Annotated in this window: 15 protein-coding genes; 11 read left to right on the top strand and 4 right to left on the bottom strand. The window is 40.4% G+C overall.

Annotated elements, in window-relative coordinates:
• Positions 1-326: 326 nt before the first annotated feature.
• From H5158_RS00005 to H5158_RS00015, 3 genes are all read right to left on the bottom strand, one after another.
• Complete coding sequence (locus H5158_RS00005) at positions 327-1,361, bottom strand: hypothetical protein (RefSeq protein ID WP_182719143.1); 1,035 nt, start codon at positions 1,359-1,361, stop codon at positions 327-329.
• A 437-nt stretch (positions 1,362-1,798) separates the two neighbouring features.
• Positions 1,799-2,785, bottom strand: a complete 987-nt coding sequence (locus H5158_RS00010) for a 2-hydroxyacid dehydrogenase (protein WP_182739275.1) — start codon at positions 2,783-2,785, stop codon at positions 1,799-1,801.
• Positions 2,745-3,266 carry a glutathione peroxidase gene (locus H5158_RS00015; RefSeq protein ID WP_182719144.1) on the bottom strand — a complete coding sequence of 174 codons (522 nt, stop codon included), beginning with the start codon at positions 3,264-3,266 and terminating at the stop codon, positions 2,745-2,747. The genes H5158_RS00010 and H5158_RS00015 overlap by 41 nt, the downstream gene beginning before the upstream one ends.
• A gap of 122 nt (positions 3,267-3,388) precedes the next feature.
• On the opposite strand from H5158_RS00015, the gene H5158_RS00020 reads away from it, so the two are divergent.
• The 11 genes from H5158_RS00020 (at position 3,389) to H5158_RS00070 (ending at position 12,483) form a co-directional block, all read left to right on the top strand.
• Positions 3,389-4,270 (top strand): NAD(P)-dependent oxidoreductase, encoded by an 882-nt coding sequence (locus tag H5158_RS00020; protein WP_182731253.1) that lies wholly within the window; start codon positions 3,389-3,391, stop codon positions 4,268-4,270.
• Between the two features lie 242 nt (positions 4,271-4,512).
• The gene (locus H5158_RS00025) at positions 4,513-5,151 is read left to right on the top strand and encodes a thermostable hemolysin (RefSeq protein ID WP_149980952.1); all 639 of its coding nucleotides are present in this window, start codon (positions 4,513-4,515) and stop codon (positions 5,149-5,151) included.
• Positions 5,151-6,623 (top strand): AMP-binding protein, encoded by a 1,473-nt coding sequence (locus H5158_RS00030; protein WP_182739168.1) that lies wholly within the window; start codon positions 5,151-5,153, stop codon positions 6,621-6,623. Before H5158_RS00025 ends, H5158_RS00030 begins: the two co-directional genes overlap by 1 nt.
• Entirely contained in the window at positions 6,620-7,309 is a 690-nt protein-coding gene (locus H5158_RS00035) for a TenA family transcriptional regulator (protein WP_182739169.1), read from the top strand. Before H5158_RS00030 ends, H5158_RS00035 begins: the two co-directional genes overlap by 4 nt.
• Positions 7,306-8,100, top strand: a complete 795-nt coding sequence (locus H5158_RS00040; protein WP_149980955.1) for an SDR family oxidoreductase — start codon at positions 7,306-7,308, stop codon at positions 8,098-8,100. The genes H5158_RS00035 and H5158_RS00040 overlap by 4 nt, the downstream gene beginning before the upstream one ends.
• 2 nt (positions 8,101-8,102) lie before the next feature.
• Complete coding sequence (locus tag H5158_RS00045; RefSeq protein ID WP_182719148.1) at positions 8,103-8,750, top strand: hypothetical protein; 648 nt, start codon at positions 8,103-8,105, stop codon at positions 8,748-8,750.
• 1 nt (position 8,751) lies between these two features.
• Positions 8,752-9,411 (top strand): response regulator transcription factor, encoded by a 660-nt coding sequence (locus tag H5158_RS00050; protein ID WP_182719149.1) that lies wholly within the window; start codon positions 8,752-8,754, stop codon positions 9,409-9,411.
• On the top strand, positions 9,411-10,715 hold the full coding sequence (locus tag H5158_RS00055; RefSeq protein ID WP_182739170.1) for an ATP-binding protein: 1,305 nt from the start codon (positions 9,411-9,413) through the stop codon (positions 10,713-10,715). The genes H5158_RS00050 and H5158_RS00055 overlap by 1 nt, the downstream gene beginning before the upstream one ends.
• 13 nt (positions 10,716-10,728) lie before the next feature.
• Positions 10,729-11,055, top strand: coding sequence for a cupredoxin domain-containing protein (locus H5158_RS00060; protein WP_246175520.1), 327 nt, complete (start codon positions 10,729-10,731; stop codon positions 11,053-11,055).
• On the top strand, positions 11,042-11,782 hold the full coding sequence (locus tag H5158_RS00065) for an iron transporter (protein WP_182739171.1): 741 nt from the start codon (positions 11,042-11,044) through the stop codon (positions 11,780-11,782). Before H5158_RS00060 ends, H5158_RS00065 begins: the two co-directional genes overlap by 14 nt.
• Positions 11,783-11,820: 38 nt before the next feature.
• Positions 11,821-12,483: a hypothetical protein gene (locus H5158_RS00070; protein ID WP_246175522.1), complete on the top strand. Its 663-nt coding sequence runs from the start codon at positions 11,821-11,823 to the stop codon at positions 12,481-12,483.
• 48 nt (positions 12,484-12,531) lie between these two features.
• On the opposite strand, the gene sbcB is transcribed toward H5158_RS00070, so the two are convergent.
• Positions 12,532-13,983 carry an exodeoxyribonuclease I gene (gene sbcB, locus H5158_RS00075; RefSeq protein ID WP_182739172.1) on the bottom strand — a complete coding sequence of 484 codons (1,452 nt, stop codon included), beginning with the start codon at positions 13,981-13,983 and terminating at the stop codon, positions 12,532-12,534.
• Between the last annotated feature and the right edge of the window lie 92 nt (positions 13,984-14,075).

A 14,075-nucleotide genomic window follows, 5' to 3' on the forward strand; every position in this document is an offset into this window, starting at 1 on the left:
TGACCTTGTGGTGCATGACTATATCTCTACTTGCTTACAGCGCCTTGCTGAGCAGCCAGATAACCTTGAGCCACTGCTACCTTGGAACATTAAGCAAAGCTAGGTGTCGTTAGCTATACGCTTACCATCAAACACGTGTTGAAATAAGCTAATTAGACTTAGAGAAGCAAATACAATAGATAAAATGCGTAATACTTTGCTCAATTTAATTTACCCCGACTTTCCATAGCAGCATAAACGCCCGCTTAAGCAGACAAAAATTGTAGGTTATAATGTGGAACAAGGCGAAATATAACCAACTGTTTTTGTTGTATTTAAAGCGCTTTTTAGCTCTCAGATACAAAGTTTATTGTTTGCCGATGCATAAGGCAAAATCCATTTCTTTCTTTCGTAATACGCTTTGTATCAGAATCAACAAAAACCTGAGTCACACCATCTAGTTTGAACATATCAGGGTCTATTGGTTTCTTAGCATAAGGATTATGAAAAACGTATAAACCATCTCTAACATTCTCTTTATTTTGGTTTGTCATTGAATGCCTCTGAATAGGTTTATTATCAACCTCAGACCACCATACCGAGGACACTGCGCGTTGAATTTCGCAATTACCTGACATAGCTTCAATTTTACCCCATGTGGCAGTTGTACTTAAAATAATTGCACTAATTTCAGAGTAATCATCACTTTCGAATAAGCCAAGTGGGATCTCAGTACCATTATCTTTTTCGACCCAACCGAGCCTCACATCAGGAGGACCATTTGGGAATAAATGAGGCGCATCGTTATATGCATCTTCGTCTACGTAAAAATCATATAATAAAGCCATAATTGGCACTTCACATTGAAGGTTAAAATGAGGCTGTTCAAATGGAGCTACAGCCAAAACAAATGGATTGGGACGTACATGTTCTAGCTTAGAATATGAACTTTTATACTTTATGTACTTCTTATTTATCGAATTTGACAGGCGAATAATAGAATCCATATTCATGTCTTTGAACCTATCTGGAATACCTTTCGATAAATCTTTTTCCCACTCAGGAGTTTTACCAACTGCTGATTCAGATATGGTTGCCTCTACGACAACATTGTTACCTTTATATTCAAGCAAAAAGTCAGGTCTTGAATAAGACCAGTCCATTTTGAAATCTATTTCTTTAAATAGGGCATATAAATATATTTCCCAAAAGCTTGAATTGAATGTCGTTTGAAATTCAGTAACAAGTTTATTGTCTCTATCAGGAAAACCATTACACCATTTTAAGAGCTCTGCTCTATCAGCTTTCATAGACTGCTTAAGTATATTAACAAAGTTTTTATGTTGTTTACCTGACAAGCCTATATCTTCAAATAAATCCATAGATGTTTACACTTACCTTGGTGAGCTAGCAGCTTATTGAACACCATTTTGGTGGTTTATAACACATCAAAACGGCGTATATTACATACCCTGATAATTTCACCAATAATTACTTTTGTAAACAAGTAATTAAAACAGCTAGGAATCATGCATGTTATTTTGCCCCAAAACGGCGTTTAATAATGTTATTGGACAAAATTAGGTTTCTACTCAAAACACATGAATAAATTTAATTTTTTCAGTGTCCGATTATCGCTCATAGCAGCCTGCCAGCCAACTCTAATTATTAGTTAAAAGTGTTAGAACAGATATTTGTTACTTCAGCTTATGCAACTTAACCGGTTTAAACCAAGCTAACTTGGTTGATTTTTTCTGCCTTAGTTTTTAAACTTTGACCTAGCATCTAGCATCTAGCATCTAGCACCTAAATCAACCTCTTATTTAACTTCATTACTTAGTGGTTGGTTATTAGCGAACTCAAGTGCATTATTTACGGTGATTTGCGCAATTTCACTCAATGCTTCTTTGGTAAAAAAGCCTTGGTGGCCGGTGACCAGTACGTTTGGAAAACTTACCAAACGCGAAAACACATCGTCTTGCATAATTTCATCACTGCGGTCTTTAAAGAATAGTTCTGACTCTTGTTCGTACACATCTAGCCCTAAATAACCCAATTTTTTAGTTTTAAGTGCGCCAATACAGGCTTTGCTATCAACTAATGCGCCGCGGGAAGTGTTTATAAGCATCACCCCTTGCTTCATTTTGGCAAAAGCGTGTTCGTTGATCATATGATGAGTTTGCTCGGTTAACGGGCAGTGCAAAGAGATCACATCGCTTTGACTTAATAAAGTGTCTAGATCACAAATTGTATAATTGCCTGGTACTGCATAAGGGTCGCAAACCAATACATTTGCATCAAAGCCATTGAGTATATTTACTAAAGCCAAGCCAATTTTTCCACAGCCAATGATACCAATGGTTTTCTTGAATAAGTTAAAGCCAAGCAAGCCATTTAAATCAAAATTATCTTCACGGATACGGTTATAGGCTTTGTGAGTTTTGCGATTGAGGGTAAGCATTAATGCCACACAGTGCTCTGCAACTGCCTCAGGGCTGTAAGCGGGTACTCGGCATACTTTGATGTTATGGACATTTGCCGCAGCTAGGTCAACGTTATTAAAGCCAGCACAGCGTAATAAAATACATTTCACGCCGAATTGAGCAAGCTGATCAATAACCGTTTTATCAACGATATCGTTTACAAATACGCATACAGCATCAAAGCCTTGGCTAAGTATGGCACTTTTCGCATCAAGAGATTGTTCAAAACGGGTTAATTTGATGCGTGTTTGATTGTTTAAACAGGCATCAAAAGATGCATGTTCATATTTTTGCGAACTGAAAAGCGCTACCGTTAGTTGCATCATTAATATTACTCTCTATGACCTGTTTCAAGGTATCGGGTTTAGTGCGCGGTGCATAACGTACCGCCAATTGTCCCTCAGAGTTTATTAGAAACTTGGTGAAATTCCATTTTATAGCACGATTTTGTGCAATTCCTCGGGTATGTGCTTTTAAATAGTTAAATAACGGATGAGCATCAGGGCCGTTGACCATTACTTTACTAAACACAGGAAAACTAACATTAAACTGTTGTTGATAAAAGTCTTTAATATCAATGTTGTCTATTGGCTCATTGTAGTCAAATTGATTACACGGAAATGCTAACACAATAAACCCTTGTGCTTTATATTGCTGATACAGCTTTTCAAGTGCGCTTAACTGCACCGAAAAGTTACACTTACTGGCGGTATTGACGATTAAAATCGTTTTGCCTTTTAACTGACTTAAGGAAAAATTTTCGCCGTTATAAAGCGGGGCACTGAATTGATATATGCTATCCATAGGTTACCTATTTTGTCTCGTCCATGAAGAAATTTAATGAAGACTTTTTCATTCGCTTTTTTACTGTTCGGTTGAGATAATCAAATTATCTTTTTAAGTTACCACTGAAATAGGTCAATTTTATGTCAATGAAAGTCGCATTTATCGGTTTAGGTGTAATGGGTTATCCAATGGCGGGTCATTTAGCAACTGCCGGTCATCAAGTAACCGTGTATAACCGTACCACAGCAAAAGCACAGCAATGGGCAGAAAAATACGCAGGTCAGGTGGCATTAACGCCAGCAAAAGCCGCAGAACATGCAGATATCGTATTTATGTGTGTAGGTAACGATGATGATTTACGCTCAGTAGTTTATGGTGCTGACGGGGTGATTAAAGGTATGCAAGCAGGCACTATTTTAGTCGATCACACTACGACTTCAGCCGAAGTTGCGCGCGAAGTATCCGCTAATGCGGCACTAAAAGATATTGCGTTTATTGATGCGCCAGTATCGGGTGGTCAAGCTGGTGCTGAAAATGGTGTATTAACAGTCATGGCTGGTGGCGACGCAGCAGTGTTTGCAAAAGTACAACCCGTTATGGCGGCATTTAGCCGTTTTAGCCAGTTACTTGGCGAAGTTGGCTCTGGACAGTTGTGTAAGATGGTTAATCAAATTTGTATCGCGGGCGTTGTGCAAGGCTTGGCCGAGGGCTTACATTTTGCCAAACAAGCAGGCCTTGATGGCGAAAAAGTCATTGAGACGATTGCAAAAGGTGCGGCTGGTTCATGGCAAATGGAAAACCGTTACAAAACCATGTGGGCAGGTGAGTACGAATTTGGTTTTGCTGTTGATTGGATGCGTAAAGATTTAGGTATTGCGTTAGATGAAGCAAAAAATAATGGTGCCACTTTACCAATGACCGCGACGGTCGATCAGTACTACGCTGACGTACAAGCACTTGGTGGTGGGCGTTTTGACACATCAAGCTTATTGGCGCGCATCGAAGCGTTACATAAAAAATAGATAATCAGAGCGTCGGATAATAAGTCTATCTCCAGCAAGTAAATTAAACGCTAACTGTCTTAAATTTACTTGCATAAGCCCGCAATTAGCGGGTAGATGTGGCTTATTATTCCTGAAATCTCCAGTTACGTAATCACTGACCCAAACATTGTTTGGGTTTTTTTATAAAAATTAATTTTTCTTAAGGTTTATTTAAGTTTTGCTCGTTAGATTTTACCCATAGTCTAAAAAGAGCGAACACTATGCAATCACTTCAAGTTACTAACTTGCCTGTTACCAACACACATGATTATGTGTGTGCTAATGCAAACATGCCATTTCGTGTGCAATTAGAGCAAGTCGTTAAAGCGAGTTTTGCCAGAGCTTACGGCGCCAATATTAAGCAGTTTATGCCGGTGTTATGCCAATTAAGTATTGCCGCTGATTCTTGCACGCTGGGACTTAGAGCTGCTACTCAATCACTTTTTATCGAGCAATACTTACCAGAGCCGATTGAATACTTTGTTGATGTACCGAGGGAAGATATTTACGAGCTTGGTAATTTATGTTCAACAAATCGCAAAGCGACTCTCGCTCATTTTGTACTAATGAATGAAGCACTTTATCAAATTGGCGCAAAACGTTTGGTATTTTGTGCCACTGCAAAGGTTAGAGCATTATTAAAAATGCTCTCAGTTAATTGCACTGAAATTGCATTAGCCAATAGTCAGGCACTTGATAACCCAGCAGATTGGGGGACTTATTATGAAAATAAACCAACACTGTGTGTGGTAGATTTAGCGGCTGCTCATGATTGCGTAATAAACACACCTCATTTGTTTAATATTAAACAGCACTATCATCAAGCGAGTTGCCAATTAGCATCGCAATTGGAGGCATAATGGGGTTTTTATCGAAACTACCACACGCATCGCTTGATACTGTGATTGTTGATCATCATGACCAACAAATGCAGCCGATCAGTAAACAGACGCTGATGCAAGCAGTGGCCGAGTTAATTATCGACTTTAAAGCGCTTGATATGTCAGCCGTGGCGTTTGTAATGGACAATACGCCTGCTTGGTTAATTGTTGACTTTGCATTGATTGAGTTACAACAAGTAAGCATTCCGCTGCCGACCTTTTTTAGCCCACAACAGCTAACTAATAGCGTGAATAAAAGCGGCGTTTCGCATTTTATCAGCGACACCCCCTGTGAACTTGACGGGTTAGAATGTATTGCGACCTTGAGCGTGTTAACCCGCTACCCGCTTTATATCTATAAAGTAAGCGCGTCAAGCCCTACAACATTTTTTACAGATACCCAAAAAGTGACGTTTACTTCAGGCTCTACCGGTGAGCCAAAGGGAGTGTGTTTATCTTTACAAAGTCAATTACAAGTGGCGACCTCATTGCATAAAAAAATAGCGATAAAACAGCCAAAACATCTGTGTTTATTACCTTTGCCAGTATTACTTGAAAACATTGCAGGGGTTTTTGCACCGTTACTAGCCGCAGGTGAAGTGCATGTTATGACACTGCCAGAATTAGGCTTCTCTGGGGCAAAATTAAATGATGCCAGTCAACTGATCAATGCCATTGATCGTGTGCAACCGAATACGCTTATTTTGGTGCCAGAATTATTGACCTGTTTAGTCTGGTTTGCCAAGCAGGGATGGACAGTACCAAAGAGCCTGAAATTTATTGCCGTTGGTGGCGCTGTACTCAGCAGTGAATTGATCACTGTGGCGCGTAGTTTAGGGTTACCAGTTTATCAAGGTTATGGCTTATCTGAAGCTTCATCAGTGGTGAGCTTAAACACGCCAAATGATGATGACATAGAGTGTGCAGGGCGGGTGTTAAATCACTTGCAAAGCAAACTGGTAGACGGGCAGCTATTTATTAAAGGACCCTTATTTTTAGGCTATTTAGGTCAACAACCCCATGATCAAACGAGTTGGTATGCAACCGGTGATTTGGTTGATCAACAACAAGGTCGGTTAACTATTAAGGGGCGTTTAAAAAACCAAATTATTACTAGTTTTGGGCGCAACATCAGCGCTGAGTGGCCTGAATCTTTGCTACTCAGTAACAGTGAAGTACAACAAGCTGTTGTCTTTGGTGAAGGTAAAGCGCATTTAGTAGCACTTATTTATGCATCAGTAAATATGACTGATGAGGTATTAGCCGAGCATTGTAGAGGTATTAACGCACAATTACCTGAATATGCCCAAATTAAAACATTTCATCGCTTAGCTGAACCACTTACTGCAGAGCGGGGATTATTAACCAGTAATAACCGCCCTAAACGCCAAGCAATAGCAAACTATTATCATGCACAACTAACAGCACTGTACAGTGAGGCAATATTATGAGCAATTTTTTCGAGACATTAAAATCACAAACCCAAGCAGAACGCGAGTATTTACTGGCTGCACCGATCATAGCTCGAGTATTCAAGGGGCAAGTAAGCACAACTGAGTATGCTTCATTTTTAGCTCAAGCCTATCATCACGTTAAACATACGGTGCCATTAATGATGGCCGTGGGCGCGAAATTATCGACTGAACAAGAGTGGATCCGCGAGGCGGTTGCAGAATATATAGAAGAAGAAATAGGTCATCAAGAGTGGGTGCTCAATGATATTGCAGCCTGTGGTTTTGATAAACAACAAGTACGTCAAAGTGCTCCCAAATTTGCCACCGAGTTAATGGTTGCTTATGCCTACGATACAATTAATCGTGGTAATCCATTGGCATTTTTTGGCATGGTGCATGTACTCGAAGGTACTTCAATTGCGTTAGCCGATAATGCGGCAAGTAATATAGCCAATATGACCGGATTACCTAAAAAGGCATTTAGCTATTTAACATCTCATGGGGCTTTGGATATTGAGCATGTGAAGTTTTTTGAAGATCTGATGAATAAAATAGAGTCTCCTGCAGATCAACAAGCGATTGTGCATGCCGCTAAATGTTTTTATAAGTTTTATGGCAATATTTTTCGTGAATTAGATACAGATCCACAGTTTGCAAGTAGCGACTTGGAGCAAACTGCATGAACCGTCCACTTTGCGTGTTAACAGGTGCGACAGGCGGAATTGGTCAAGCCGTGGCATTAAAGTTGATTCAGCATGGCTGGCGTTTACTGTTAGTTGGTCGTCAACAAGCACAGCTAGAGGCATTACAGGTTAAGTGTGGCCAAGACTGTGAGATATTTATTGGTGATTTAACATCAGCACAGACTCGCCAAAAACTACTTGAACATGCTAAATCACTTGGCGGTGCAACAATGCTTATCAATAACGCTGGCATTAATGTGATGCAAGGTTTTAGTGAAATGACGGAGCAGCAAATAGATGACTTACTGATCGTTAATCTGTCTGTGCCAATTAAGTTATGCCAACTATTTTTACCACAAATTTTAGCTAAAAAAGGCTCAATTGTTAATGTGGGATCATCGTTTGGTAGTATTGGTTACCCTTATCAAACCTTATATTGCGCAAGTAAATTTGGTTTACGAGGAATGACCGAAGCGCTGGCCCGCGAACTCAGTCACTGTGATGTAAAAATATTATATTTAGCACCTAGAGCAACTGATACAAATATCAATTCAGTGCAAGTACGCGCGATGAATAAAGCTTTAGGCAATACAATGGATCCACCTGATAAAGTGGCAGATGCGCTCATTTCATTATTGAAATCTGGAAATTCACGCAGTTACATTGGCTTTCCAGAACGCTTATTTGTCAAACTAAATGGTGCTTTTCCATCCTTAGTAGATAACGCAATTGCAAAACAACTTCCTAAAATTAAAAGTTTTTTTGCAGATAAAATTGATAAAGGTGAATGACTATGACTAAACTACTTTATACTAGCTGCTTGTTAACTGGGATATTTTTAACCAGCGCAGCGCATGCCGATCTTGCTAGCGAATTAACTCAGGTGCAAACAAGTTGGGCAACTGTGAATTATGAATTAGTAGATAAAGCGCAGCTCAATGCATTTGAAGAGTTATCAGAGCAGGCCGCTGGGTTTGCAAAGACCTATGATGATCAGGCACAAAGCCATATTTGGTATGGTATTGTGCTATCAAGTTATGCTGGGGCAAAAGGCGGCTTAGGTGCGTTAGGGTTAGCAAAAGATGCTAAAGCACAGTTAGAGCAAGCCATAGAAATTGATGCCAATGCGTTATCAGGCTCTGCTTACACCAGTTTAGCGACCCTTTACAGTAAAGTACCGGGTTGGCCAATTGGATTTGGTGATGATGACAAAGCGAGTAAATTATTTAACCAAGCGCTTGCTATTAATCCAAACGGTATCGATAGTAATTACTTATACGCGGCCTTTTTGTATGACGAAAGAGAATACAAAAAGGCAAAAACACATTTACTTGCCGCTCAACAGGCACCGGCACGCCCTGATAGGCCAAAAGCGGATTTATACCGCCAGCAAGAGATCACCCAGTTATTGGTAAAAGTAGATAAGAAACTAAAGAGATAATATGCATTTACTACTGGTTGAAGATGATAAGTTAGTGGCTGAAGGATTATGTCGTTCACTTCGCCAACAAGGTTACAGTGTCGAGCACTGTGCTAGTATAAAATCAGCCATGCAATGGCTCGAAAATGACGAGATCGAATTACTTGTGCTTGATTTAGGACTACCTGATGGCGATGGCATTGATGTATTAAAACACGTCAAAAAGCATCGCCCTAACTTACCAGTAGTAATCTTAACGGCACGCGGTAGTATTGACGACAAAGTACAAGGGCTAGATTTAGGTGCTGATGATTATTTAGCTAAGCCATTCGATCCTGCTGAATTATTTGCCCGTTTAAGAGTCGCTAGTCGGCGCGTAACTCATGCGCAATCAAGTACTATTAATGTAGCAAATGTAGAAATGGATACCTCCGCTTTTACAGTCACACTTGATCAGCAACCGGTAAACCTGCCGCGTAAAGAGTTTATGTTACTAAAAGCGCTTTTTGAAAATCAAGGGCGCGTATTGTCCAAACAACAATTAGAGAGCAAACTATATGAATGGGGCGAAGAAGTAGGTTCAAATACTATTGAGGTGCATATTCATCATCTACGTAAAAAGCTCCCTAAAGATCTAATTAAAACCTTACGTGGCATAGGTTATGTGGTTGGTAAACGTTAGTGTCAATTAAACGCAGATTAACGCTGATTATTTTATCAACGGTGATCCTGACTTGCTTTTTGGCATTCAGCAAAGGCTACCGCGAAAGTATGAGCCAGGCCGAGCTGCTACTTGATAACGAATTGCAAACCATTGCTCATGTACTGATCGAGCAACCTATACACAGCGACAAGCCAGTGTTAAGAAGTGATCTAACTCGATTACTGTTTCAAATTTGGCAAGATAACAATTTGCTTAGCGCGTCTAAATCATTAGCTGAACTGGCGCAAAAACCAAGCCTGAATGGATTTAGTGTTGAAAATTTAGCCGGGCAGCGGATGCGAGTATTCAGATTAACCATGCATACAAAACAAGTGCTGGTGGCTGAGCCGCTGAGTAAACGTTATGAACTTAGTGAGACCATGATTTTGTCAGCAATGACACCTTTGCTTTGGAGTGTGCCACTGCTTGCGGTGTTGATCAGTCTATTTGTCAAACAAGGATTGAGGCCCTTAACACGCCTTTCAACATTATTAAAAACGCGACAAGCCAATGACTTTACTGCCATTAATTGGCAAGTGAGCGAATACGAAATTAAACCGGTGATCTCACGGTTAAATGATCTGTTTAAACGTGTAGAAAGTGCCTACTTAAGAGAGCGCTTTTTTGCCTCAGATGCTGCCCACGAATTACGCACCCCGTTGAGTAGTTTAAAAATAAATGTTCATAATCTACGCGCACAAGGTGACGGTTGCTTGGAACTTGATGCAATGGCGCAAGGTATCGATAAACTTAGTAATATTGTTGAGCAAATGTTGATTTTGGGACGCACCTATCCAGAGCAATGGCAGGCACAATTTAGCCCAATTTCAGTGCTAGAGGTCAGTCAACAAGTGGTTGCACAGCTATACGAACGACTTGATGCAAAACAACATATGATCAGTATTGAAGGCGATGATTATGTTATTAATGGTGACCAATTTACCTTGGCAACCTTATTTAGTAATTTATTAAGTAACGCCATAAAATATACGCCCAGTGGTGGCAATATAGTGATCCGCTTAAGCAATCAGCAAGATGCGTATGGTTGGCAGATTGATGACTCAGGTCCTGGCATTGATGATGCCCATAAAGCACGAATTTTTAACCGTTTTTACCGTGTTGGAGGTGATAAACACCCCTCTGGAGAGCAAGGTGCCGGATTAGGTATGGCGATAGTTGAACATATAGTAACAATTTATGATGCAAGTATTTCTTTAGCCGACAGTGAATTAGGCGGCTTACAAGTACGAGTAGAATTTATGCAAGGAGCAGAGAGTGAATAACTGGTTAGGGTTTATCAGCCTGCTGCTATTTAGCGTATTACCATTTTCGTGTTTTGCTAAAGAATATAAATTAATTTTAAAAGATCACCTTTTTTATCCCGCGGAGATCATTGTTCCGGCCAATACTAAACTAAAACTTTTAATTGAAAATCAAGATAGTACGCCAGAAGAGTTTGACAGTTTTGATTTAAATCGAGAAAAAGTACTGTATCCTAATCGTAGTAGTGTGATTTATATCGGGCCACTGAGCCCTGGGCGTTATGAGTTTTTTGGCGAGTTTTCACCTAACACAGCCCGTGGGGCAGTATTAGTAGAAGGAAAGACTGATGCTGATAACTAGTTTATTGATGAGTATAAATCAGCTGTTACCAGTCGTAATTTTACTCGTGCTGTTACAGTCATTGCAAAAGCTAAACCAGCGCGTGCTGATAGTGACCGCTTTTGTTGGGCTGCTTTGTAGTATTATTTATGTACAAAGTGCCGCTTGGTTGAGCCAGTTATTTGATCATCGCGGCCTTGAGTTTAGTCAAATGCTATTGTGTGTCATTGTGTATGTTGCGTCACTAGTAAGTTGTAAACAGCGGCGTTTATTCGCATTGCTTGCAATAGTTGCGGTTATGGCGCTGTATTTGAGTCACTATTTTATTTATCTGGTTGGTTTTTGGCATAACACCGACACATCAAAACCTTTGCTTATAGGGACATCTTTGGGAATAGGGATCTGTGGTAGTTTTGGTGTGTTGCTATTATTTTTACTGCATAGTGTTAGAGCACGATTTGGTGTGTATCCACTGATGTTGTTTTTGGCTTTTAATGCCTCGGCAAAATTACTGATAGTATTAGATCTGGCCAGCCAAATTGACTTGATCAATATTACGTCCAACTACTTTGATTGGCGTGCAGTGCTAGTCGAAAACTCAGAGTTAGGCCGTGTACTCAAAGCCTTAGTCGGCTATGAAGCAACGCCAAGCAAAACTGCATTATGGCTTTATCTAGTGGCGGTTTTAGCCTTTATTGGCACCAGTATAGTATTTACTCGGCAATTTTCTCAAAAGGAGCCATCATGAGATTTATTCTCGCGTGGTGCTTAACTTCGCTTTTGTTCATGGCATCGTTTAATGTGCGAGCCGATGGAATAGTCGTAGATAAAGTTTACCACCCTTACGTATTACCATTTGAGCGCGAATTTGAATGGCGTTTGATCTCTCATCAAACAGATAAGGGCAATATTTTAGCCCAACGAATTGGCTTAGGTGGCTCGTTCAACGACACTATGAGTTTGGAAGGTTATGCAGTTGGAGAGCGTGATGACGACGGTAACTTTGGCTTCTCAGCCTACGAACTAGAACTACGTTGGCAGTTGGTTGAGCAAGGGCGGCTGTGGGCTGATTGGGGCGCCTTATTTGAACTTGAGAAGCAAGAAGGCAAAGATAGTTATGAAGCCACAACGGGCTTTTTATGGGAAAAAGAATTTGGTCGTACTAGCCTCACCATGAATGCATTTTTAGTCTACGAGTGGGGCGGTGATATTAAAAACGAATGGGAAACTGAGTTTCGCGCACAGTATCGTTATCGTTTTCGCTCTGAGTTTCAGCCTGCATTAGAGCTATACGCCGGAGAAGACTTCTTTGGTATTGGCCCTGGTTTTATTGGCCTGCATCGATTTTCAGCGAAGCGACAACTAAAGTGGGAAGCAGGATTTGTGACCGAGCTGAGCCAACAAGGTAAAGATCATAGTTTTCGCCTTGCCCTAGAGTTTGAATTTTAAAGTAAAAAGCCGCGAATAACTCTACTCGCGGCTTTAAATCTCTGCAAACTACATACTTTGCGCGTAGTTATAAAGCGCTTTTAGAATAGTCAGATTTTTTTCATTATCGTCATGTTCATGGGCGAGATTTTCTAGCGTAACCATAAAATCTTGTGCGCTGATCGATGGTTGATCTTCACCATGCATTAATTTGTTTTGGCAATATTGACGCCACTGATCAAGTTCATCTTGATTAAGCGATTGCGGCCAATTACGGGCACGGTATTTAAACAATAAGTTATCAAACTTTTTATCTTCAAAATCCAACTTCATACCCGCTAATTGCTCAGGGCTGGCATCACGGATAATGGCAAATTTAGCTTTATCAGCATGACTGGTGAAGCCGTCGTATAACATGTAATCAGTATTGGTGGTTTTACCGTAATCGGGCTTATCGTTAAATACTTCAGTGACTTTATCGCGAAGACTTGGGTTGGCTTTTAAAATCGCAAGATTTTTTAAACACTGCTCGCGGTCAATGCCTAAGCGGGCGGCGTTTTCAGGTAATAAGGTTTTAGCAGGCGCTAAAATAGGGCATTTATTTAAATGTACCAGTTTTAAACCAACAGGCAGTTCATCATCGGCAAGCTCACTGCGCTTGGTATAAAGGCGGGTGCGCAACTCTTCAATTGATAAATCGAGTAATACCTGCGGATCTTCGGTTAAGTTAAAACACACTACTGCATTTTTATTAGTCGGATGAAAGCTCATTGGCGCAATCCAACTGGTACAGCCTTGGGTAGCAGGAATACGTGATGAAGTATGCACCAGCGGCGTCATATTAAACACATCAACTAACTCAGCTAAGGCTTTTTTACCGCGCAAACTAAAAAAGAAGTTATACAGTTTTGGCTGTTTTTCTTTTATTAGTTTAGCCAAAGCAATCGTCGCGGTTACATCGCTTAGTGCATCATGTGCCGCAGCGTGTTCAATGCCGTTAGCAACGGTTAAATGTTCCAACTTAAAGCTTGGGCTACCATCTTCTTTTAACGGCCATTCAATACCTTCAGGGCGCAGTGCATAACAAGCACGCACTAAATCTATAATATCCCAGCGGCTGTTATTGTTTTTGTATTCGCGTTCGTAAGGGTCGTAAAAGTTACGATAAAAGCTGTAACGACTTACTTCATCATCAAAACGAATGCTGTTATAACCGGCCACGCAGGTATTTGGCACGCTAAACTCAGCATGAATTTTGGCAATAAAGTCAGCCTCAACTAAACCTTTTTGCATCGCCACTTGCGGAGTAATACCGGTGATCAAACATGCCTCAGGATGCGGTAAATAATCAGCTACAGGTTTGCAATATTCAATCAGCGGCTCACCAATAATGTTTAAATCAAGATCAGTACGAACACCCGCAAACTGGCTCGGCTTATCCTTTTGCGGACTCGCCCCCCAGGTCTCATAATCGTGCCAGTATATCGTAGGTTGGTTTTCGTAATATGTTGGTTCGCTCATTCTGTCTCTTAGCCCTTTATTTATGCGGGTTTTTACTGCACTTTCATTTGTTCTTGTATTTTCGAGTATGTTGCAATCTGCGCATTGTGTGT

It is taken from the genome of Pseudoalteromonas sp. SR45-6 (assembly GCF_014163545.1).
Lineage (GTDB): Bacteria > Pseudomonadota > Gammaproteobacteria > Enterobacterales > Alteromonadaceae > Pseudoalteromonas > Pseudoalteromonas rhizosphaerae.

Bases quoted from the DNA above. Each gene is read 5' to 3' on its own strand.
- H5158_RS00005 (WP_182719143.1), bottom strand. From the start codon at position 1,361: ATGGATTTATTTGAAGATATAGGCTTGTCAGGTAAACAACATAAAAAC.
- H5158_RS00010 (WP_182739275.1), bottom strand. From the start codon at position 2,785: ATGCAACTAACGGTAGCGCTTTTCAGTTCGCAAAAATATGAACATGCA.
- H5158_RS00015 (WP_182719144.1), bottom strand. From the start codon at position 3,266: ATGGATAGCATATATCAATTCAGTGCCCCGCTTTATAACGGCGAAAAT.
- H5158_RS00020 (WP_182731253.1), top strand. From the start codon at position 3,389: ATGTCAATGAAAGTCGCATTTATCGGTTTAGGTGTAATGGGTTATCCA.
- H5158_RS00025 (WP_149980952.1), top strand. From the start codon at position 4,513: ATGCAATCACTTCAAGTTACTAACTTGCCTGTTACCAACACACATGAT.
- H5158_RS00030 (WP_182739168.1), top strand. From the start codon at position 5,151: ATGGGGTTTTTATCGAAACTACCACACGCATCGCTTGATACTGTGATT.
- H5158_RS00035 (WP_182739169.1), top strand. From the start codon at position 6,620: ATGAGCAATTTTTTCGAGACATTAAAATCACAAACCCAAGCAGAACGC.
- H5158_RS00040 (WP_149980955.1), top strand. From the start codon at position 7,306: ATGAACCGTCCACTTTGCGTGTTAACAGGTGCGACAGGCGGAATTGGT.
- H5158_RS00045 (WP_182719148.1), top strand. From the start codon at position 8,103: ATGACTAAACTACTTTATACTAGCTGCTTGTTAACTGGGATATTTTTA.
- H5158_RS00050 (WP_182719149.1), top strand. From the start codon at position 8,752: ATGCATTTACTACTGGTTGAAGATGATAAGTTAGTGGCTGAAGGATTA.
- H5158_RS00065 (WP_182739171.1), top strand. From the start codon at position 11,042: ATGCTGATAACTAGTTTATTGATGAGTATAAATCAGCTGTTACCAGTC.
- H5158_RS00070 (WP_246175522.1), top strand. From the start codon at position 11,821: ATGGCATCGTTTAATGTGCGAGCCGATGGAATAGTCGTAGATAAAGTT.
- sbcB (WP_182739172.1), bottom strand. From the start codon at position 13,983: ATGAGCGAACCAACATATTACGAAAACCAACCTACGATATACTGGCAC.